Annotated in this window: 16 protein-coding genes; 5 read left to right on the forward strand and 11 right to left on the reverse strand. The window is 67.3% G+C overall.

Annotation, left to right across the window (positions count from 1 at the left end; translation table 11 throughout):
* Window positions 1-13: 13 nt before the first annotated feature.
* From KUV81_RS18720 to ftnA, 6 genes are all read right to left on the reverse strand, one after another.
* Window positions 14-1,465: a M16 family metallopeptidase gene (locus tag KUV81_RS18720; protein ID WP_222545420.1), complete on the reverse strand. Its 1,452-nt coding sequence runs from the start codon at window positions 1,463-1,465 to the stop codon at window positions 14-16.
* Entirely contained in the window at window positions 1,462-2,784 is a 1,323-nt protein-coding gene (locus KUV81_RS18725; protein WP_222545421.1) for a M16 family metallopeptidase, read from the reverse strand. The genes KUV81_RS18720 and KUV81_RS18725 overlap by 4 nt, the downstream gene beginning before the upstream one ends.
* Window positions 2,785-2,894: 110 nt before the next feature.
* Window positions 2,895-3,440: a GNAT family N-acetyltransferase gene (locus tag KUV81_RS18730; RefSeq protein ID WP_222545422.1), complete on the reverse strand. Its 546-nt coding sequence runs from the start codon at window positions 3,438-3,440 to the stop codon at window positions 2,895-2,897.
* Window positions 3,437-4,900, reverse strand: a complete 1,464-nt coding sequence (locus tag KUV81_RS18735) for a DUF4145 domain-containing protein (protein ID WP_222545423.1) — start codon at window positions 4,898-4,900, stop codon at window positions 3,437-3,439. Before KUV81_RS18735 ends, KUV81_RS18730 begins: the two co-directional genes overlap by 4 nt.
* Before the next feature lie 90 nt (window positions 4,901-4,990).
* Complete coding sequence (locus KUV81_RS18740) at window positions 4,991-6,313, reverse strand: MFS transporter (RefSeq protein ID WP_222545424.1); 1,323 nt, start codon at window positions 6,311-6,313, stop codon at window positions 4,991-4,993.
* Between the two features lie 49 nt (window positions 6,314-6,362).
* Complete coding sequence (gene ftnA, locus KUV81_RS18745) at window positions 6,363-6,896, reverse strand: non-heme ferritin (RefSeq protein WP_222545425.1); 534 nt, start codon at window positions 6,894-6,896, stop codon at window positions 6,363-6,365.
* Window positions 6,897-7,127: 231 nt separating this feature from the next.
* On the opposite strand from ftnA, the gene KUV81_RS18750 reads away from it, so the two are divergent.
* The 3 genes from KUV81_RS18750 to KUV81_RS18760 all read left to right on the forward strand — a co-directional run bounded on the left by KUV81_RS18750 (window position 7,128) and on the right by KUV81_RS18760 (window position 13,315).
* Window positions 7,128-10,214, forward strand: a complete 3,087-nt coding sequence (locus tag KUV81_RS18750; protein WP_222545426.1) for an efflux RND transporter permease subunit — start codon at window positions 7,128-7,130, stop codon at window positions 10,212-10,214.
* Window positions 10,211-11,305: an efflux RND transporter periplasmic adaptor subunit gene (locus tag KUV81_RS18755; RefSeq protein WP_222545427.1), complete on the forward strand. Its 1,095-nt coding sequence runs from the start codon at window positions 10,211-10,213 to the stop codon at window positions 11,303-11,305. Before KUV81_RS18750 ends, KUV81_RS18755 begins: the two co-directional genes overlap by 4 nt.
* A 75-nt stretch (window positions 11,306-11,380) precedes the next feature.
* A complete protein-coding gene (locus KUV81_RS18760) occupies window positions 11,381-13,315 on the forward strand; it encodes a methyl-accepting chemotaxis protein (protein WP_222545428.1) in 1,935 nt (644 codons plus the stop codon).
* Here KUV81_RS18760 and KUV81_RS18765 read toward each other — a convergent pair.
* A complete protein-coding gene (locus KUV81_RS18765; RefSeq protein ID WP_222545429.1) occupies window positions 13,288-13,716 on the reverse strand; it encodes a GNAT family N-acetyltransferase in 429 nt (142 codons plus the stop codon). The genes KUV81_RS18760 and KUV81_RS18765 overlap by 28 nt on opposite strands.
* 58 nt (window positions 13,717-13,774) lie before the next feature.
* On the opposite strand from KUV81_RS18765, the gene KUV81_RS18770 reads away from it, so the two are divergent.
* Window positions 13,775-13,921: a hypothetical protein gene (locus KUV81_RS18770; protein ID WP_222545430.1), complete on the forward strand. Its 147-nt coding sequence runs from the start codon at window positions 13,775-13,777 to the stop codon at window positions 13,919-13,921.
* Here KUV81_RS18770 and KUV81_RS18775 read toward each other — a convergent pair whose 3' ends face one another.
* Window positions 13,922-14,686, reverse strand: coding sequence for a class I SAM-dependent methyltransferase (locus KUV81_RS18775; RefSeq protein WP_222545431.1), 765 nt, complete (start codon window positions 14,684-14,686; stop codon window positions 13,922-13,924).
* Between the two features lie 61 nt (window positions 14,687-14,747).
* A complete protein-coding gene (locus tag KUV81_RS18780) occupies window positions 14,748-15,497 on the reverse strand; it encodes a TetR/AcrR family transcriptional regulator (RefSeq protein ID WP_315900106.1) in 750 nt (249 codons plus the stop codon).
* A 427-nt stretch (window positions 15,498-15,924) separates the two neighbouring features.
* Between KUV81_RS18780 and KUV81_RS18785 the strand changes: the two genes are divergently transcribed.
* A complete protein-coding gene (locus KUV81_RS18785) occupies window positions 15,925-16,476 on the forward strand; it encodes a hypothetical protein (RefSeq protein WP_222545433.1) in 552 nt (183 codons plus the stop codon).
* Here the strand turns inward: KUV81_RS18785 and KUV81_RS18790 are convergent.
* The gene (locus tag KUV81_RS18790) at window positions 16,473-16,694 is read right to left on the reverse strand and encodes a hypothetical protein (RefSeq protein WP_222545434.1); all 222 of its coding nucleotides are present in this window, start codon (window positions 16,692-16,694) and stop codon (window positions 16,473-16,475) included. The genes KUV81_RS18785 and KUV81_RS18790 overlap by 4 nt on opposite strands.
* Before the next feature lie 115 nt (window positions 16,695-16,809).
* The gene (prlC, locus tag KUV81_RS18795; protein ID WP_222545435.1) at window positions 16,810-18,858 is read right to left on the reverse strand and encodes an oligopeptidase A; all 2,049 of its coding nucleotides are present in this window, start codon (window positions 18,856-18,858) and stop codon (window positions 16,810-16,812) included.
* Between the last annotated feature and the right edge of the window lie 19 nt (window positions 18,859-18,877).

Below are 18,877 nucleotides of genomic sequence, written 5' to 3' on the forward strand. Positions count from 1 at the left end.
GGTGTTGTCCTCGTCAGAACCAGAAGCCGTGGGCGTCGATGTTCACCTCCGCCACCTCGCCGTACTGGCCGGCGATATCACGGATAGCGTCCGCCTGGCCCACCAGCACAAACTGTAGATCCTCCTTGGGGAAGTACTTGGCCACCAGGGCCTGGGCCTTCTCCAGGGTCAGGCCATCCACCTCCGCCTGGAAGCGGTCGATCTGCTCCGGCCCCAGGTCGTAGAGGTACATCTGCCCCAACAGGCCGGCCAGCTGGGCGGAGGTTTCGTAGCGGGGCGGGAACTGCCCCTTCACGTAGGCCTTGGCGGAGTCCAGGGTGGCCTGGTCCAGCCCCTGCTGCCACAGGCGCTGGTAGGTCTTGAGTGCCAGATCGATGGCCGCCTGGGTGTGCTCGGTGGCGGTGAAGGTGCTGATCTGGAAACTGCCGGCCTGGCCGTAGCTGGTGAAGCCGGAGCGAGCACCGTAGGTCAGGCCGGCGTTGACCCGCAGCTCGTCGTTGAGCCAGGAGGTGAAGCGACCACCGAGGATGGTGTTGATCACCTGCAGCCCCACGTAGTCCGGGTTGTCCCGGGCCACACCGACGCCGCCGATAAGGAAGGTGGTCTCCCGGGCGTCCGGCTTGTCCACCAGCAGCACCCGGGCACTGTCATGACTGGGCACCGGCTGGTTAAGATCCGGCGGGGTGGGGGTGTCGCCATCGCGCCAATCCCCGAAGTGGCGTTTCACCTTGGCCAGCATCGCGTCGCTGTCGAAATCTCCGGCGATCACCAGGGCGCTGTTGCGCGGCTGGTACCAGCTGCCGTGGAACATCTTGAGATCGAAGCTGTCCAGTTGGGCCAGCCGGGCCCCGTCGCCCACCGTGGGGTTGGCGTAGGGATGATCGCCGTAGTAGAGGGCATCGAAGTAGTGGCGGATCACCTGACGCGGGCTCTCCTTCTGCTGGGCCAGCATCGCCACGTAGCGATCCCGGGCCTTGCTCACCTCATCGGCGGGGAACTGAGGCGCCCGCACCACCTCGGCCATCAGCGGCAGCATGGTATCCAGGTCCTTGGCCAGGAACCGGCTGGTCACCGTGGTGCCCTCCTTGCCGGCGTAGCTCGACAGACTGGCGCCCAGGCCATCCACCAGGGCTTCCATCGCTTCCTTGCTGTGGCTTTCGGTGCCCAGCAGCAAACCTTCGGCGGTCAGGGCCGCCATCCCGGGCTCACCGTCGTTCACCGCGCCGGCACGCACCACGGCGTTGACGGTGATCAGCGGCACCTGGGGACGCTCCATCAGGTAGACGGTCAGGCCGTTGGGCAGGATCAGGGTGCGGTAAGCCGGCAGCTCGAACTTGGGGGCCACCGTGGCGGCCGGCGGCACGATCGGCTGGGCGGTGTCCGCCGGGGTCACCAAGGGAGTGGGACTGGTGGCGGCACAGCCGGCCAGCACCAGGGCAGAGAGCATCATCGTCGGCGCTTTCATTGGTCGGTATCCTCCTCGGCGGCCAGGATGCCGACGGTGCGACGGGCCTTGGTCAGGTAGGTTTGGGCCACCCGCTGGATGTCCTCGGGGGTGACGGCCTGGTAGGCCTCTGGGGCACTGAACAGTTTGCGGTAATCCCCGAAGAACAGCTCGTAGGCCCCCAGGGTGTTGGACTTGCCGTTGATGGTTTCCAGGGTCTCGTAGAAGGCCATCAGCTTGCGGTTTTTCACCTTCTCCAACTCGGCGGCGCTGACCGGCTCGGCGGCCAGGCGGTTGACCTCGGCGATCATCGCTTGCTCCAGGGCCTCTGCCTCCACCCCACCGGCGGCGACAGCGTAGAGGTAGAGCAGGTTGGGATCGAAACTCTGGGGCAGGTAGCCGTCCACGGCGATGGCCAGCTGGCTGTCCACCAGGGCGCGGCTCAGGCGGCTGGAGTTGCCCTCAATCAACAGGGCCAGCAGCAGATCCAGGGCGTGGTGATCGGCGTCGGCGGTGGCCGGCACCTTGTAGGCCAGCATCAGGTTGGGGGTGGAGATCGACGGCTTCTGCACGTAGACCCGGCGCTCCCCCTTCTGCTCCGGCTCCACGGTGCGGATCGCCGGCGGCGGCGTCTGGGCCGGGATGGGGGCGAAGTATTTCTGTGCCAGGGCCTCGACCTGGTCGAAGGTCACGGCACCGGTGATCACCACCACGGCGTTGTTCGGCGCGTAGTAGGTCTTGTGGAAGGCGGTCAGGTCCTCCAGGGTCCAGGCGTGGATGTCGGACTGGTGACCGATCACCGGCCAGCTGTAGGGGTGGGCCCGAAACGCGGCCCCCTTGACCTCCTCCTGCAGCATCCGCCAGTTGGAGTTCTCCAAACCGGTGCGGCGCTCGGAGTCCACCACGCCGCGCTCGCTCTCCACCACCTCGGGATCGATGTTGAGGTGGGCAATGCGGTCCGCTTCCAGTTGGAAGATCACCTCCATCGACTGGGCGGGGAACCAGTCGGTGTAGACCGTGAGGTTCTCGGTGGTGTAGGCGTTGTTGGCGCCCCCGGCCGCTTCCATGGTGCGGTCGAACATCTTGGGCCCGAAGTTTTTCGAGCCGTTGAACATCATGTGCTCGAAGAAGTGGGCCAGGCCGGTGATGCCGGGCGCCTCGTCTCGAGACCCCACTTTCCAGAACAGGTACATGTTGGCGTTGGGGATGGTGTCATCCTCCAGCACCAGGATGCGCATGCCGTTATCCAGCTGCAGCTGCTGGACGTCATCGGCGGTGGTCGCCTGGCTCAGCGGGGTCAGCGCCAAGCCCAGGGCCAGGGTCGCCAAACGGACTCCCATGGCTCACTCCTTGTGATCTTTGGTGAGAAATTTGTTGGCCATAATGCCACCCCGGCGGGCCACCGCCAACCGGGGTGTACGGGATTTGAACGATTGAAAGGCCTATAAGTTCAATCAGTTGAATTATGGCGACCGAGACGACTCAGGGGATGAGCCTGCCACTGGGCACGCTGTATGCGGTAACACACCCAGTGGTGCCCCTCTTCCACAAAGCGGGACTCCTCGCTCATGCCCAGCTTTTCCAGCACCCGGATGGAGCCGGGATTGGCCAGCCGGGCCCGGCCGATCACGCTCTCCAGTCCGTACTGTTCGAACCCCAGGCTCAGGGCCAGGGCCGACGCTTCGGTGGCCAGGCCCTGCCCCCACAGTGCGCGAGGCAGGCGGTAACCCAGATCCACCTCACCCTCGGCGCGGCGCAGGCCGCAGAAACCGGCGTAGTCCCCATCCCGGGTGTACATCGACCAGCGACCGACGCCGTTGAGGCGGTACTGGTCATAGGCCCGCAAAAAGGCGCGGGTTTCCGCCAGGCTGGCAAAGGGGCGATCGCCGGTGTGACGCAGCACCTCGGGATCGGCGTTCATCGCCATAAAACCCTCGGCGTCGCGCTCGCCGAAGGGGTAGAGGCGCAGTCTGGGGCCCTGGATCAGCGGGGTCACGCGGTGGACTCCCGGGGGTAACCCTGGTCATCGAAGCGATCGCGCACCTGGGCCAGGACCGCCGCCTGCTCGCTCGGGGTCTGGGGATTGGCCAGGGCTTGGTCCAGCTGGGCCACCAGCTCGGGGGTCAGCTGCCAGATGGCGTCCGCCAGCTCACTGTCCGGCACCGCGTGCAGGAAGGCCCCGTGCAGCAGCGTCGCCGCCTCCACCAGATCCCGCTCCGGCACTTCCCCGTCGAAGTGAGCCAGGGCCAGCTCGAACATCGCCCGGGGCAACCGCCCGTACTGGATCGCTTCGCGGTAGAGGGCCACCGCGGTGCCCGGGTTGGCGTCCACGCCATCCCCGTCCAGGGTGCGCTGGGCCAGATCCGCCAGGGCATCCGGGTAGTGCTGCTCCGCCGAGCGTTGCAGCCAGGTCAGTCCCGCCTCGGGATCCGCCTCACCGCCCTCACCGGCGAACAGCATCACCGCCAGGTGGTACTGGGCGTGGGGATAGCCCGCCAACGCCGCCCGCTCGGAGCAGCTGCGGGCCCGGGCCAGATCCGGCGCCCCCAGCAGCCCCTGGTAGTAGAGCACCCCCAGGTTGGCCATGGCTTCGGGCTGGTCCTGGTCCGCCGCCTCGGTCAGGTAGCGCTCCGCCTTGATGGGGTCCTGGCCGTAGCCCTGACTGCCCGCCAGGTGGAAGTAGCCCACCAGGGCCAGGGCGTCCGCCACCCCCTGCTCGGCCGCCGCCTCAATCAGGCGCACCGCCTGCTTGGGATCCCGCTCGCCGCCGTAGCCGTTGAGCAGGGCCACGCCGTGCTCGAACCGGGCCGCCGGGTGTTCCGGGGCGGCGCGGCGGAACCAGTCCGCGGCCTGCTCCAGCACCCGCCGGGAATCGCTCAAGTCCAGGGCCTGGCCGTCGTTGGCCTCGGCGAAGGAGCGGGCCCGCTCCTGGTGCATCAGCGCCCGGGCCTTGAGGGAGAGCCCCACCAGGTACTGGGCCTCGGGATCGTCCTCCATCACCGCCCGGTAACACAGCTCCCGGCCGGCCACCACGTCCACCGGCTCAAACTGCCACTCCAGAGTGGGCTCGCCGGGGTGGAGCAGGGGGTAGACCTCGGCGCAGAGCCGGGCGGTGTCCTTGACGCTCTTGGCGGCCAGCTGCACCAGCTGCTCCAGCGACAGGTGGTACTTCTCTGGGTGGGCCCCCTTGTTGCCGTCCCCCCGCAGCTTGTGCAGCTTGCGGGCCAGGCGCATGTCGATGGTGCGGCTGCGGGCCAGCTGCTCGATGCGGTCGTAGAGGTTCTTGCTTTGGAAGGTCAGCTCCGCCCGCTCCCCCAGCCAGCTGGTGAGGCGGTGGGCGATGGAGCGCAGGTGCACCAGGGCGAAGGTGGGCACATCCAGGCAGTAGTTGCGGGCCAACTGGTAGTCGTCCACCAGACGACGGTCCAACCGCCGGACCAGCTCCAGATCGTTCATTTTCAGTCCGTTAAACCAATGGATTCGAGTCTCCACCGATAGTAACAGCTTCCCCTTGGGCTGCCAGCCTTGTCAGGGCCCAGGGGCGGGTCAATCCTGAGGGGAAACCGCCTGGCGGCGCATCAGGCGCCGGGCCAGTGCCCGTTGGCGATGTCGGGTCAGGGGGTAGCGCCAGGCCAGCAGCAGCATGGGCACCAGCAACAGGCAGGGCCAGATCACGAAGCCCAGCTTGAGCCCCCACACCGCCGACTCGGTGATCGCCCCCTTGCCGGAGAACCCCAGCCAGGCGGCCAGCCCCAGGGCCAGGGCGCCGCCGATCCCCTGGTTGAACTTGGTCACCATCGCCTGGAAGGCGAACAGGATGGCGGCCCGATCCCGACGGTTGCGCCAGCGGTCGTAATCCACCAGATCCGCCAGCATGGAGGGCATCGCCAACGAGGAGAGGCCGAGGAAGAAGCCGAACCCGGTCATCAGGCCGATCATCGGTCCCAGGGAATCGGGACCCGGGGCCAGGCTCAGCACCGCCAGCAGACAGAGGATCATCCCCACCCCGGACAGGGCCCAGGCCCGGTGCTTGTCCACCCGCTTGAGCAGCTGCAGCCACAGGGGCATCCCCAGCGCCATCGCCAGGGTCATGGGCATGGCGATCTTCGCCACCGCATCGGCGTGGCCCAGGTAGAAACTGGCGTAGATGACGAACAGCGAGGAGACGGCGCCGGTGGCCAGGCCAAAGAGGATCTGGGTCAGCAGGAAGTAGCGCAGGGGAGGGAGCTGTGCCAGGGCCCGGGCCAGATCCGCCAGGCTAGGCCGGGCCGGCGCGGGGTGGCGGGGCTCCGGCACCGCCCACCACATCAGGGCCAGGGTCAGGGGCAGGGCGATGACGATGAACAGCGCCAGGGCCTGGAACACCTCGGGGGTAAAGCCGCTGCGGCCCAGCAAAATCATCGGGCTGGCCATAAACAGCAGGCCGCCGACAAAACCCAGCATCTGGCGCCACAGGACGATGCGGCTGCGCTCCTGGTAATCGCCGGAGAGCTCCGCCGCCAACGCGCTGTGGGGGATCTCCACCGCGGTCCAGCCTAGGGTCACCAGCAGGTACCAGAAGATGAGGTGGCCCCCCCCGGCGTCTCCGGCGGGCTGATAGAGGGGCCAGAGCCCCAGCAGCACCAGGGCCACCCCCAGGGCCATCCAGATCTTGCGCCGGCCGCTGCGGTCCGACAGCCAGCCCAGCAGGGGGTCCGTCAGGCCGTCAAACAGCCGGGCCACCAGGGTGGCCGTGGCCAGCCCGGCGGCGGTCACCGCCGTGTACTCCAGGTAGAAGGCGGGCAGCATCGCCGCGGTGGGCGACATCAGCATCGACAGCGGCAGGTTCAGCAGCCCAAACAGCAGCAGCTGACGGCGGGGAAGGCTCACGTTCCGGGCCCGAAAAGCAGAGCGGATGGCCAAGGCCATCCGCTGAAGGTTATCCGGCGTCCGCGGTGTCGTGCATAACGCTGGCAGACTCTTCGGTGGCCAGCTGGGCCAGGTCCTTGTCCACCAGGTAGAGCCCCTGGCCGTCGTTGCCCACCAGCTCGATCTTGTCGAGGATGGACTTGAACAGCTTCTCCTCCTCGTGCTGCTCGGCCACGTACCACTGCAGGAAGTTGAAGGTGGAGTAGTCCTGGTTGGCGAAGGCGGTGTGGGCCAGCTCGTTGATCTTGCGGGTCACCAGCTGCTCGTGCTCGTAGGTCTTGGCGAACAGCTGATGCAGGCTTTCAAACTCGTGCTCCGGGGCCTCGATGGCGCCCAGCATGGGCAGGCCACCGGCTTCGCTGACGTAGGTGAACAGACGGCGCATGTGCTCCATCTCCTCGTCGGCGTGGGCGCGCATAAAGTGGGCGGCCCCCTCGAAGCCCTTGTCCTCGCACCAGGCGCTCATCTGCAGGTACAGGTTGGAGGAGAAAAACTCGAGATTGATCTGTTCGTTCAGCTTGTCGACCATGGCATCGGACAACATGGGTCACTCCTATTCTCTGGCAATGCGGTGAAGGCCGAAGCCCCGTTTGCATCACATGGTCGCAATAAAGCCTAGGGGTTTCAAAGGAAAAGTCGTGGACGATTCCACCATTCACGATGCGGATCCCACCCCGGACACACATTCGGTAACATGTAATTACACTCCATTCACCTTCCATCCCGTCAAAACGCATATCTTTCATGCCACCTGCCGACTTCAATTCACATCAAGATGGATCTGACCCGCTCCAGTTTGAAAAACCCCGCGGCCACCCTGGTGGTGCTCCTGCTGATCCTGCTGTTCGGCGCCCTGGCGATGATGAAGCTGCCGATCCGGTTGCTGCCGGACATCCAGCAGCCCCAGATCACCGTGTTCAACAACTGGCGTGCCGCCGCGCCGGAGGAGATGGAAACCAACATCATCGAGCCCCAGGAGCAGGTGCTGCAGTTCATCCCCGGTCTGGTGGAACTGAGCAGCAACATCAGCCAGGGGTTTGGCTCGGTGACCCTGACCTTCGAGGTGGGCACCGACATGCAGGAGGCGATGATCGGGGTGATCAACGCCCTCAATCAGACCCCGCCGCGCCCGGCGGACGCCAACGAGCCCTTCATCAACGTCGGCGGCGGCAACGGCGCCCCCACCATGGCCTCGCTGCTGATCCGCACCGCCCCGGGCAACCCCAACACCGACTTCGGCGACTACCAGAAACTGATTGATGACCAGGTGGAGCCGCGGCTGCGCCGCATCCCCGGGGTGGCCGCCGTGCAGCTGCAGAGCCGTCGGCCCAAGGAGCTGCACGTGGTGTTTGACCCCTTCCGCGCCGCGGCGCTGGGGATCACCATCGACCAGATGCGCCAGACCCTGGCCCGGGCCTCGGACATCTCCGGCGGCACCGCCAAGGTGGGGCGGCGGGAGTACACGGTGCGCTTTACCGGCCAGTACACCCCGGACTCTCTGGGGTCGATGATCGTCACCTACAACAACGGCCGGCCGGTCACCCTGGACGAGGTGGCCGAGGTGTCGGTGGAGTACGCCGAGCAGCGCGGTTTCACCCGGCGCAATGGCTTCCCCGCCTACTACATCACCCTGGCCGGCAGCTTCGACGCCAACACCGTGGCGGTGCTGGATGAGGTCAACCTGGCCATCGAGGAGCTCAACCGCGAGGTGCTGGCCGAGGCGGGCCTCATCATGGATCTCAGCTTCGACGCCTCGGTGCACATCAAGCGGGCCATCGCCCTGGTGCAGGGCAACCTGGGGATCGGGGTGGCCCTGGCGCTGCTGATTTTGTTCGCCTTCCTGCGCAACCTGCGGGCCACCGCCATGATCGGCCTGACCATCCCGGTGGCCATGCTGGTGACCTTCCTGGCCCTCGAAGCCCTGGGCCGCACCCTCAACGTGGTCTCCCTGGCGGGGATCGCCTTCTCCGTGGGCCTGGTGCTGGACGCCGCCATCATCGTCCAGGAGAACATCATCCGGCTGCGCCAGAACGGCCTGAGCCTGACCCAGGCGATCCGCCAGGGCTGTCGCCAGGTGCGCGGGGCGCTGTTCGCCTCCACCGCCACCACGGTGGCGATCTTCCTGCCGGTGCTCTTTATGCCCGGGGTGGAGGGGCAGCTGTTCTCGGATCTCGCCCTGGCCCTGTCGGTGGCGGTGGTCAGCTCGCTGCTTACCGCCCTGACCCTGACCCCGGTGTTCAACCTGGTGTGGGTCAAGACGGCCCCCGAAGGGGCTCAATCCACCAGCCGCTGGCCGGCACGGCTGGACCGGCTCTGCAACGCCCTGCTGACCCGGCGTCGGGCCTGGCTCGCCACCCTGGGCCTGCTGGGGGCCTCGGTGGCGCTCACCCTGGCCCTGATGCCCCGTCCGGACTTCCTGCCCCAGGCCCGCTCCGATGGGATCTTCACCTTCTTCTCGCTGCCCGCCGGGGCCAACATCGACACCCTGGAGCGGGAGCTGGGGGGCACCATCATCCGCCGTCTGCGCCCCTATTACGATCAGGAGGCATCCCCGGCCATCGGCGGCTACAACCTGTCGATGTTCGGCGCCTTCAACGTGCTGTTCGTCTACCCGGAGAACCCCGATGAGATCGAAGCGCTGATCGCCAAGCTGCGGGATGAGCTGCTGGTGGATCTGCCGGGCACCCAGGCCTTTGTCAGCCGCGGCTCGCTGCTGCAGTTCGGCTTCAATGGCGGTCGCGGCATCAACATCGATCTGCAGGGCCCGGACATGGAGGCGCTGATGACGGTGGCCGCCCAGGCGATGCCGCAGATCCAGCAGGCCCTGCCCGGTGCCGTGGTCCGCCCCCAGCCCGGCCTCAGCCTGGCCCAGCCGGAGCTGCGGCTGGAGCCCAAGGAGTGGCGCCTGGCCCAGGCCGGCATCGACCGGGCCAGCATCGCCAACGGGATCCGCGCCCTCACCTCGGGGCTCTTTGTCGGCGAGTACTTCGACGGCAACGAGCGAATGGACGTGCTGCTCAAGGCCCCCCGCTGGCACAGCCCGGAGCAGTTGGCGGCAATGCCGGTCTACACGCCGCTGTCGGGGATCCAGACCGTGGGCGAGCTGACCGAGGTGCGCCGCACCGTGGGCCCCACCCAGCTGCAACGGATCAACGGCGCCCGCACCGTCAGCCTGCTGATCTTCCCCCCGGAGGACATGGCGATGGATGAGGCGATGGAGCGCCTCAGCCAGGACGCCCTGCCGGGGATCCGCGCCCAGCTGCCGGACAACGCCAGCCTCAAATTCCGCGGCAGCGCCGATCGCCTGGAGCAAGCCATCACCGAGATGGGCAGCAACTTCCTTATCGCCCTGGTGATCCTGTTCTTGCTGATGGCGGCCCTGTTCCGCTCGGTGCTGGACAGCCTGCTGGTGCTGGCGGCCATGCCCCTGGCCATCGCCGGCGGCGTCACCGGCCTGGCCCTGCTCAACCTGTTCAGCTTCCAGGCCCTGGACCTGCTCACCATGATCGGTTTCATCATCCTCTTGGGGCTGGTGGTCAACAACGCCATCCTGCTGGTGGATTGCACCCGGGCCGGCCAGCGCGACGGACTGCCCCTGGCCGAGGCGGTGCGCCTGGCGGTGCAGACCCGGGCCCGGCCCATCTACATGAGCACCCTGACCTCCATCTTCGGCATGCTGCCCCTGGTGCTGGTGCCGGGCATTGGCACCGAGATCTACCGCGGCCTGGCGGCGGTGATCGTCGGCGGCATGACCTTCTCCGCCCTCTTTACCCTGATCCTGATCCCGGCGCTGCTCTGCATCGCCCCCGCCGGACGGCGTGCCCCCAACGCCCCGGCGCTGCAACAAGGAGTGCCTTCATGAAACCCCTGCTTTCCCTGCTGGCCCTGGCCGCCCTCTCCGTGCACGCGGCGGACGCGCCGCCCGCCCCGCCGGCGCCTCTGGTGAGCGTCACCCAGGCCCAGAGCCGGGATCTGGCCCCCACCATGACGGTCACCGGCACGGTGCACAGCCGCCACGACGCCCAGATCACCGCGTCGGTGGACGGCCGGCTGGACTGGGTGGCGGAGCCCGGCACCCGGGTGCGGGCCGGCGAAGTGCTGGCCCGCATCGACAAGACCGAGCTGGCCCTGCGGGTGGCCGAGTACGAGGCGGAGATCGAGCGGGCGGGGATCCGCCACCGCCAGCTCAGCCGCGAAGCGGATCGGCTGGAGACCCTGGCCCGCAGCAACAGCGCCGCCGCCAGCGCCCTGGACAAGGCCGTAATGGAGCGGGACCTGGCGGGGGCGGATCAGCGTCTGGCCCAGGCCCGGTTGGCCCAGCTGCAGGACCGTCTGGCCCGCACCGACATCCGCGCCCCTTTTGATGGCATCGTCACCGAGCGCCGCCACCGGGCCGGGGAGTACGTGGTGCGCGCCGAGCCCCTGCTCAGCGTCACGGATCCCGACCGGCTGGAGATCCGCCTGCACGCCCCGCTGCGCTACAGCCGCAGCGTCAAGGAGGCGGATCCGCTGCGGATCTGGGGCAGTGACGGCGAGTTCCAGGGCCGGATCAGCCGGGTGATCCCGGTGTCGGATCCCCGCTCCCAGACTTTCGAGGTGCGGGTGAGCCTGGCCCCGGAGCTGGAACGCCGCCTGGCGGTGGGGGAGCTGGTCAGCGCCGCGCTGCCCATCGGCCCGCAACGGCCCACCCTGGTGATCCCCCGGGACGCCACCGTGCTGCGCTCCAGCGGCGCCCACCTGTTCCGACTGAACGACCAGAACCAGGTGGAGCAGGTGTCCATCACCCTGGGGCAGGGGCAGGGGGAGTGGATCGCCATCGAAGGCGACGTCCAACCCGGCGACCGGGTGGTGATCCGCGGCGCCGAGACCCTGAGTGCCGGACAGCAGGTGCGGCTGAGCGAAGAGGTGGCCCGCCGGCCCGCCGGCGGCGATCCCGCCAGCGAAAAAGGCTAACTCCGACAATCATTTAACATTTCTGAAACCTGGCTGCCGTAGCCTTGGGGCACCCCAAAGATTTCAGAAATCGTTATGAACATCCGTGCTTTGGCCCTGATCTCCTCCGGGCTGCTGTTGCTGTTCGCCGCGGCCCTGCTGGCCACCCAGTGGTGGAGCAACGGCCAGCGTGACCGGCTGGACCAACAGGCGCGCACCCTGGGGGCGCTGGAGAACGGCTTTCGCCAGCAGCTGGCGCCCACCCTGCGCCGCTACCTGGAAAGCGGCGACGCCAGCCTGCTGAGCCAGGCCCAGCAACAGGCCGAGCAGTTGAATCAACAGTTGGCCGCCTTTCCCGACACCCTCACCGGCGAAGCCCGGGCCGAACTGGACCAGTTCCGGGCCGATCTGGCCGGCCCCTACCGGGCGGCGGGCAAACTGGCCGGGGATCCCCGGGGTCTGTTGGCCAACGCCGAACGCAACCTGCTGGCCAATGCCCGTTACCTGGGGGGCTACGCCCAATCCGGGCTGGCTCAGAACCCCACCCTGGCCCAGCGTCACCTGACCCTGGCCCTGGCCCTGCCGGAGCTGATCCAGACCCTGCGCGAGCGCACCGCCTTGGCACAGCTGACCACCAGCGAGCCGGATCCGGCCCTCGAGGCAGCCCTGACCGCCCTGGAGCGGTGGCGGGAGGAGCTCAGCGGCCTGGCGCTGCTGGGGCTGTACGGTGAGGTGGAGGACAACGACGATCCCCTGGCGGACAACGAGCCCGAGGAGCTGGGGGAGGGGTACCAGGCGGAGCTGGTGAGCCTGGCCGGCCGCTACCGCAAGGAGCTGGCCAACACCCAGTCGGTGCTGGCCACCAACGGCGAACTGCAGCGGGCGATCCAGGCCGACATCACCGCCATCCGCGACCGCCTCAGCGGCCTGGTGGCCGCCCAGCAGGACGCCCACACCGCCCTCAAGGGCCAACTTAATGGCCTGATGCTGAGCATTGCCACCGCCCTGGTGGCCTACGCCCTGATCTGGGCCCTGGTGCAGCAGCTGATGCTGGTCAAGCCGTTGCATCGCCTGCAGTCGGCGTTCCGCCAGCTGGTGGAGTCGGATCGGCGCGACCCCATCACCGATCTGGCCAACCGCAACGAAACCGGTCAGATCGCCCGCCACTTCAACACCCTGCTGACCCGGATGGCGGACGAGGATGAGCGCGAGCGCCAGCAGATGGGGCAGATCTCCGCCCAGCTGTCGAGCCTTATCAGCGAGATCGACGCCGTCAGCGAGGACAGCACCCGCAACCGGGCCACGGTGGCGGACACCCGGGGAGCGATGCACCAGCTGGCCCGCCTGGCCCGGGAGGTGGACCAGGCCTCCGATTCGGTGGCCGGGGCGGCCCGCCAGACCGAACAGCAGATGGCCAGCGGCCTGGGTCAGATCGACACCCTGGTGGCCAGCTCCCAGCAAACGGAGGCGGAGATCCTCGCCTGCCACCAGGCCCTGGATCAGCTCACCGGCTCGGTGGGGGACGTCACCAGCATCATCGACTCCATCAGTGAAATTGCCGATCAAACCAACCTGCTGGCCCTCAACGCCGCCATCGAGGCCGCCCGGGCCGGCGAGCACGGCCGCGGCTTCGCGGTGGTGGCTGATGAGGTACGCAACCTCTCCAACCGCACCCAGAACTCCCTCAACCAGATCCTCGCCATCCTCGCCCGGCTGGACCAGTCCAAGGCCAGCCTCACCGGCCACATGGACCAGATCCGTCAGGCGGCCCTGTCCCAGGTGGGCGGTGCCGAGGGGCTCAAGTGCACCCTGGAACGGGTGCGGGACCAGGCCCAAAGCGCCACGGTGGCGGCCCGCCAGAGTGCGGTCAGCGCCCACGAGCAGGTGGCGCAGTTGGACGGCTTCGAACAGACGATGCAGCAGCTGGATCAGCGGGCGGAGCACGCCGCCGGCAAGGCCCGCACCATCGCGGCCCAGGTGGCGGACAACGTGGCGGAGATCGGTCAGCTGCTGGGGCTGGAGTCGGCGTAGCGCAGCAGCACCAGGGGCTGGTGTTGTTGGTAGGCCCGCAAGGGGCCGAGGATCGCCTCCGGCGCCGCCGATTCGGTCACCGGCTCAAAACCGAGCGACCGGTAGAAGGGCACCAGCGGGGGCAGGGCGAAGCTCCAAAGGGGGCTGGGGGCCTGGTCCAGGGCAAAGCGCATCAGGGTGCGAGCCACCCCCTGGCCCTGGGCCCTGTGGGCCACCCTCAAAGCGCGCATCAGATGGTGGTCCTGGCGCGGACTGAAGCGTACCGCGGCACAGATCGCGCCGTCGGGTCCCCGGCACACCGCCACCCGCTCATCCCGGCGCACCTTCTCCTTCTGCCCCTCGCCGGCGTAGAAACGGCTGGCCAACGGGGCCTCCATGGGGGTCAGCCAATGGCAGCGCATCCACGCCCCCCAAACAAAGGCGCTACACTTAACCAGGTGCAGAAGGAGGGAATCGACCATGATTGCCATTGCCACCGAGCGCCGTAAAGGCGAACGACGGGACCCCATCGACCGACGCCAGTTCCAACGCTACGGTTTGCAGGGACAGGATAGGCGCCACCGCCTGGGACGACGCGCCAGCGATCAGGCGCCGCCCATACTCTGATCACCCGGACTCCATTGCCGCTTTGACGTAGACGTCAAAGCGGTTTTTCTTGGTGTCGATGGCCATGGTGGGGGCCTGCTGAGCCAGGGGTTCGGCGTAGTCGGGCCGTTTGACCACCACCCGCTTGCTGGCCAATGCCAGGGCCGGGGCCAGCAGACCGTCGGCGTCGGGATCCGCCCCCACCAGCTCCTGGAACACCCGCATCTCCTTTTTCACCTGGGCCGACTTGGCGCGGTGAGGGTACATGGGGTCCAGGTACACCACCTCCACCTGGCCCTCCAACCGGGCCAGGGCCTCCAGGCTGTTGCCGGGAAACAGGCGCATCCGCTGGGCCACCCAGGGGCCGATCTCCGGGTCCGCCTCGGCCCGGCGCAAGCCGTCCTCCAGCAGCGCGGCCACCACCGGGTGGCGCTCCACCAGGGTGACCTGGCAGCCCAGGCTGGCCAGCACGAAGGCGTCCCGTCCCAGGCCGGCAGTGCCGTCCACCACCTGGGGGCAGGCGCCGCTTTTCAGCCCCACCGCCTTGGCGATGGCCTGGCCCCGGCCGCCGCCGAACTTGCGCCGGTGGGCCACGGCGCCGCCCACCAGATCCACTTCGATGGCCCCCAGCTTCGGCTGGCGACGGTCATAGAGGCGCAGGTGGTCTTGCTCGACGGTGAGGCGAAAGGGGGCGTCATCCCGGTGCACCAGTTGCCAGCGTTCGGCCAAGCTGGCCAATCGCTCCGGCGACGCGCTGTCGGGATCGAGGTATACGAAGGTGGACATAGGGCTCCTCGGGTGATCTGCGGCAGGTTAGTGGATCACCGGGAGCCCTGCAAGTGAGCGCTTAGGCGGCGCTGCCTTCCAATGTTTCCGGCTCCGGCTGGGGTTGCCAATGCTCCAGAGCGCGGACGCAGCGGTTGCGCCAGTCCGGGTGGCCTTCGCTGAGGCCGACGCTGGTCAGCAGGCCGGCGATGGCCTCCATCAGCACCGGGATCTCCGCCAGCTCCGGGGTGGGCGCCAGGGTCTGGCGGCTGGATTGCAGTTGGAAGCCCAGCATCAGGGCGCGGGCACGGGCCACCAGGGCCGCGGACTCGCCGTCGTTCAGGGCCAGCAGCCCCTGCTGACGGGCGTCCTGCAGGATCGCCTCCAGCGCCTTGACCAGCTCGTCCACCATCCCCTTAAGGGCCAGTTGACGCTGATCCGCGGCACGGCGCCACAGCTCGGTGTGGCTGACCAGCAGCTCCAGCTGGGCCAGCACCTCGTCCTGGCTCAAACGGATGCGCTCCGACACCATCAGCACGACAAAGCGCTCCATGGGGGTCAGATCCAGCTCGTTGAGACGGGCGATCCACTGGTGACGGTGGTGCAGGCTGACCTGAACCAGGGCGGCCATCATGTCTTCTTTGCTGAGGAAGTGCCCGTAGAGGGTGCCAACGGAGCATTCCGCGGCGCGTGCGACATCCGCCATGCGGAAGTCCAACGCCCCTTTGCTCCGGGCCGTAGTGAGGGCGGCTGATAAAATGCGCTGTTCCCGCGCTTTGAACAATTCCGACTTGTTCATCTTGTTATCCCTTAAAGTCTGGATCCCATCCATTTCCGCACAGCAGTGACATGCCGTAGATTCGGATAGGGCATATCAAAGCAGAAAGCGGGCCTGCCATCTGAGCGGAAGATCACAGTAGCTGTCAAATTATTTCTTACATAACAATCGCTTGTGGATTGCTTCCGGGGGGTTTTGGCCAGTTTTCTCTCCGCATTTTGCTGCTAACTCACTATTTTTTAGCCAGTTTTACCTTCATGACCGGTATTGGCAGAATCGGGCTCGAGTCTCACTCACCCCTATGACGCCATAAACGCTGTGAATCCCCATTTTGAGCGCCGTTCCGAGCGCGGCCCCGGGCTGGAAAAGCCCCGGCAACGCGCCGTTAACTTTTTGAATTCAATGGTCGACTTATCTCTACGTAACCCAAGATCCCGTTCTGACCATGCACAAGGCACTGCTCCTCCCAATCGCACTGTTGTTGTTCACCGCGCTGCCGGTCCGGGCGGAGTGCTGGCCCCTGTGCCGCTACGTGACCCCGGTGGCCTACAACTACGCCCAGCTGGCCCTGGCCCAGTGGCGCAGTGAGGAGCAGCAGAGTCCGATGATCCGCTTCAGCGGCGCCCGTTTTCACCTGGCGGAGCGTTGGCTGGTGGGCCTGGACGCCATCACCACCCTGGATCCCAAGGATGAGGAGCACCTGGGCAGCCAGGAGCGCTACAGCGTGCAGCTGGGGTATAGAGTGGCCCTGGACGGCCAATGGGATCTGGTGCTGTCCAGCGGCATGGACACCCTGCATCGAGAGCGCCAGAGCGAGCTGGCACCGATGGCGGCGGTGGAGTTGAGAACCCGGCTGTGGGAGGGCCTGGAGGGGGAGGCGCGCTGGGCGGGGCACGACTTTCAGGGCCAGTGGCGGTCACGGCAGGTGATGGGACTGTTCTACTACCTGACCCCCAGGGTGGGGCTGGGCACCCAGGTTACCCGGGAACCCGATGAGCACGCCGCCAGCCTGTCGCTGCGTCTGCGGCTCTAATCGGTCAGCCAGTGACGGGCCACCAGGAACAGGGTCTGGGGCAGCATCAGCACCACCCCGAGCCCCATCAGAAAGCCCGGCTCCCAGACCAGGCTGCCCCCCTCCCACAGGGGCGGGGCACCACTGAACTGGCGCAGCAGGCCATAGAGCGCCAACACCAGACCCACTGCATTGCACCACACCAGGGCCTTGCCCCAACGACGTAATACGGCATCCATTTCCGACTCCTTGGCAACATCCTGTCGCACACCCCCAAGGTGCCCTCAGCCGCGGACAAAATCAAGTAAGTGCATGTAAAGAAAGAAAAACGGCGCCTTTCGGCGCCGTGATGCTTTACTGGGCGATGCCGCTGTGCCGCAGCAGGGCATCGATCTGCGGCGCCCGGCCGCGGAAGCGGGTAAACAGCGCCATGGGCTCCTCGCTGCCCCCCATCTCCAGGATGTGGTGCAGGAAGTCCGCCCCCACCTCGGGGTTGAAGATCCCCTCCTCCTCGAACCGGGAGAAGGCGTCAGCGGAGAGCACTTCGGCCCACTTGTAGCTGTAGTAACCGGCGGCGTAACCGCCGGCAAAGATGTGGCTGAAGCCGTGCTGGAAGCGGTTGAAGGCCGGGGCCTGGAACACCGCCACCTGGCCACGCACCTGGTCCAGCATCCCCTGGATGGGGTTGTCGCCCTCCAGGTCGGCGTACTCCAGGTGCAGGCGGAAGTCGAACAGGGCGAACTCCAGCTGGCGCAGCATCATCATGGCGCTCTGGTAGTTCTTGGCCGCCAGCATCTTCTCCAGCATCGCCGCCGGCAGGGGCTCACCGGTTTCGAAGTGGCCGGAGATCTCCGCCAAGGCGTCGCTCTCCCAGCACCAGTTCTCCAAAAACTGGCTGGGCAGCTCCACCGCGTCCCAGGGCACGCCGTTGATGCCGGCCACCCCGGGGGCGTCCTCGATACGGGTCAGCATATGGTGGATCCCGTGGCCAAACTCGTGGAACAGGGTCACCACCTCGTCGTGGGTGAACAGCGCCGGCTGATCTCCCACCGGGCCGTTGAAGTTGCAGGTCAGGTAGGCCACCGGCTTTTGCAGCTCGCCATCGGCGCGCACCCGGCGCCCCTGGCAGTCGTCCATCCAGGCACCGCCACGCTTGTTCTGGCGGGCGTAGAGATCCAGGTAGAAGCTGCCCCGGACGCTGCCGTCGGCCTCCAGCAGATCGAAAAAGCGCACGTCCGGGTGCCAGGTGTCCAGCCCGGTGCGTTCGGTGACCTTGACGCCGAACAGCCGCTCCAGAGTGTGGAACAGGCCGGACAGCACCCGGTCTTCCGGGAAGTAGGGGCGCAGGGCCTCGTCGGAGATCTGGTAGCGGTGCTGCTTCTGCTTCTCGGCGTAGTAGGTGACGTCCCAGGCGTTCAGCGACTCGACGCCGTGCTCGGCCCGGGCGAAGGCGGTCAGGGTCTTGAGCTCCTCCTCGCCCTGGCCCTTGGAGGCCAGCGCCAGCTCATTGAGGAAGCTGACCACCTGATCCGGAGCCTCGGCCATCTTGGTGGCCAGTGACTTGTGGGCGGCGCTGTCGAAGCCCAGCAGCTGGGCCAGTTCGTGGCGCAGCGCCAGGATCTCGGTCATCAGCGGGCCGTTGTCGTACTGGCCGGCGTGGGGCCCCTGGTCCGAGGCCCGGGTGCAGAAGGCGGTGTACACCTCGCGGCGCAGCTCGGCGTCGTCGGCGTAGGTCATCACCGCCAGGTAGGAGGGGAATTCCAGGGTCAGCAGGTAGCCCTCCTGCTCACGCAGGGCGGCGCTCTGCTTGGCCGCCGCCAGGGCGGAGTCCGGCAGGCCCGCCAGGGCGCCGACATCGGTCACCAGCTTGCTCCAGGCGTTGGTGGCGTCCAGCAGCTGGTTGGAGTAGGTGCTGGAAAGCTCCGACAGGCGCATGACGATCTCGCCATAGCGCTTCTGCTGCGCCTCCGGCAGGCCAATGCCGGACAGTTCGAAGTCCCGCAGGCCGTTCTCCACCACCTTGCGCTGGGCCGGGCTGAGCTCGGCAAACTGCTCGCTGGCCGCCAGCGTCTTGTAGGCCTCGTACAGCGCCTTGTTCTGCCCCAGCCAGGTGCTGTACTCCGACAGCAGCGGCAGGCAGGCGTCGTGGGCAGCCCGCAGCGCATCGTTGCTCACCACCGAGTTCATATGACTCACCGGCGACCAGATCCGGGACAGGGTGTCCTCCGCCTCATCCACGGGCAGCACCAGACTCTCCCAGGTCACCGGACCCGGTTGGGCCAGCACCCGCTCCACGGTCTCCCGACAGTGGGTGAGGGCGGCTTCCACCGCCGGCTGAACGTGCTCAGGCTGGATCTGGGAGAAGGCGGGCAGGGCTTGGGGATCCATCAACGGGTTGGTCATGGCGACTCCTTGAACGGGG

Source organism: Ferrimonas balearica, assembly GCF_019802085.1.
Lineage (GTDB): Bacteria > Pseudomonadota > Gammaproteobacteria > Enterobacterales > Shewanellaceae > Ferrimonas > Ferrimonas balearica_B.

Coding starts and splice junctions, on each gene's coding strand:
- KUV81_RS18720 (WP_222545420.1), bottom strand. CDS start 1,465: ATGAAAGCGCCGACGATGATGCTCTCTGCCCTGGTGCTGGCCGGCTGT.
- KUV81_RS18760 (WP_222545428.1), top strand. CDS start 11,381: ATGAACATCCGTGCTTTGGCCCTGATCTCCTCCGGGCTGCTGTTGCTG.
- KUV81_RS18775 (WP_222545431.1), bottom strand. CDS start 14,686: ATGTCCACCTTCGTATACCTCGATCCCGACAGCGCGTCGCCGGAGCGA.
- KUV81_RS18790 (WP_222545434.1), bottom strand. CDS start 16,694: ATGGATGCCGTATTACGTCGTTGGGGCAAGGCCCTGGTGTGGTGCAAT.
- KUV81_RS18735 (WP_222545423.1), bottom strand. CDS start 4,900: ATGAACGATCTGGAGCTGGTCCGGCGGTTGGACCGTCGTCTGGTGGAC.
- KUV81_RS18770 (WP_222545430.1), top strand. CDS start 13,775: ATGATTGCCATTGCCACCGAGCGCCGTAAAGGCGAACGACGGGACCCC.
- KUV81_RS18725 (WP_222545421.1), bottom strand. CDS start 2,784: ATGGGAGTCCGTTTGGCGACCCTGGCCCTGGGCTTGGCGCTGACCCCG.
- prlC (WP_222545435.1), bottom strand. CDS start 18,858: ATGACCAACCCGTTGATGGATCCCCAAGCCCTGCCCGCCTTCTCCCAG.
- KUV81_RS18765 (WP_222545429.1), bottom strand. CDS start 13,716: ATGCGCTGCCATTGGCTGACCCCCATGGAGGCCCCGTTGGCCAGCCGT.
- KUV81_RS18755 (WP_222545427.1), top strand. CDS start 10,211: ATGAAACCCCTGCTTTCCCTGCTGGCCCTGGCCGCCCTCTCCGTGCAC.
- ftnA (WP_222545425.1), bottom strand. CDS start 6,896: ATGTTGTCCGATGCCATGGTCGACAAGCTGAACGAACAGATCAATCTC.
- KUV81_RS18780 (WP_315900106.1), bottom strand. CDS start 15,497: ATGGATGGGATCCAGACTTTAAGGGATAACAAGATGAACAAGTCGGAA.
- KUV81_RS18750 (WP_222545426.1), top strand. CDS start 7,128: ATGGATCTGACCCGCTCCAGTTTGAAAAACCCCGCGGCCACCCTGGTG.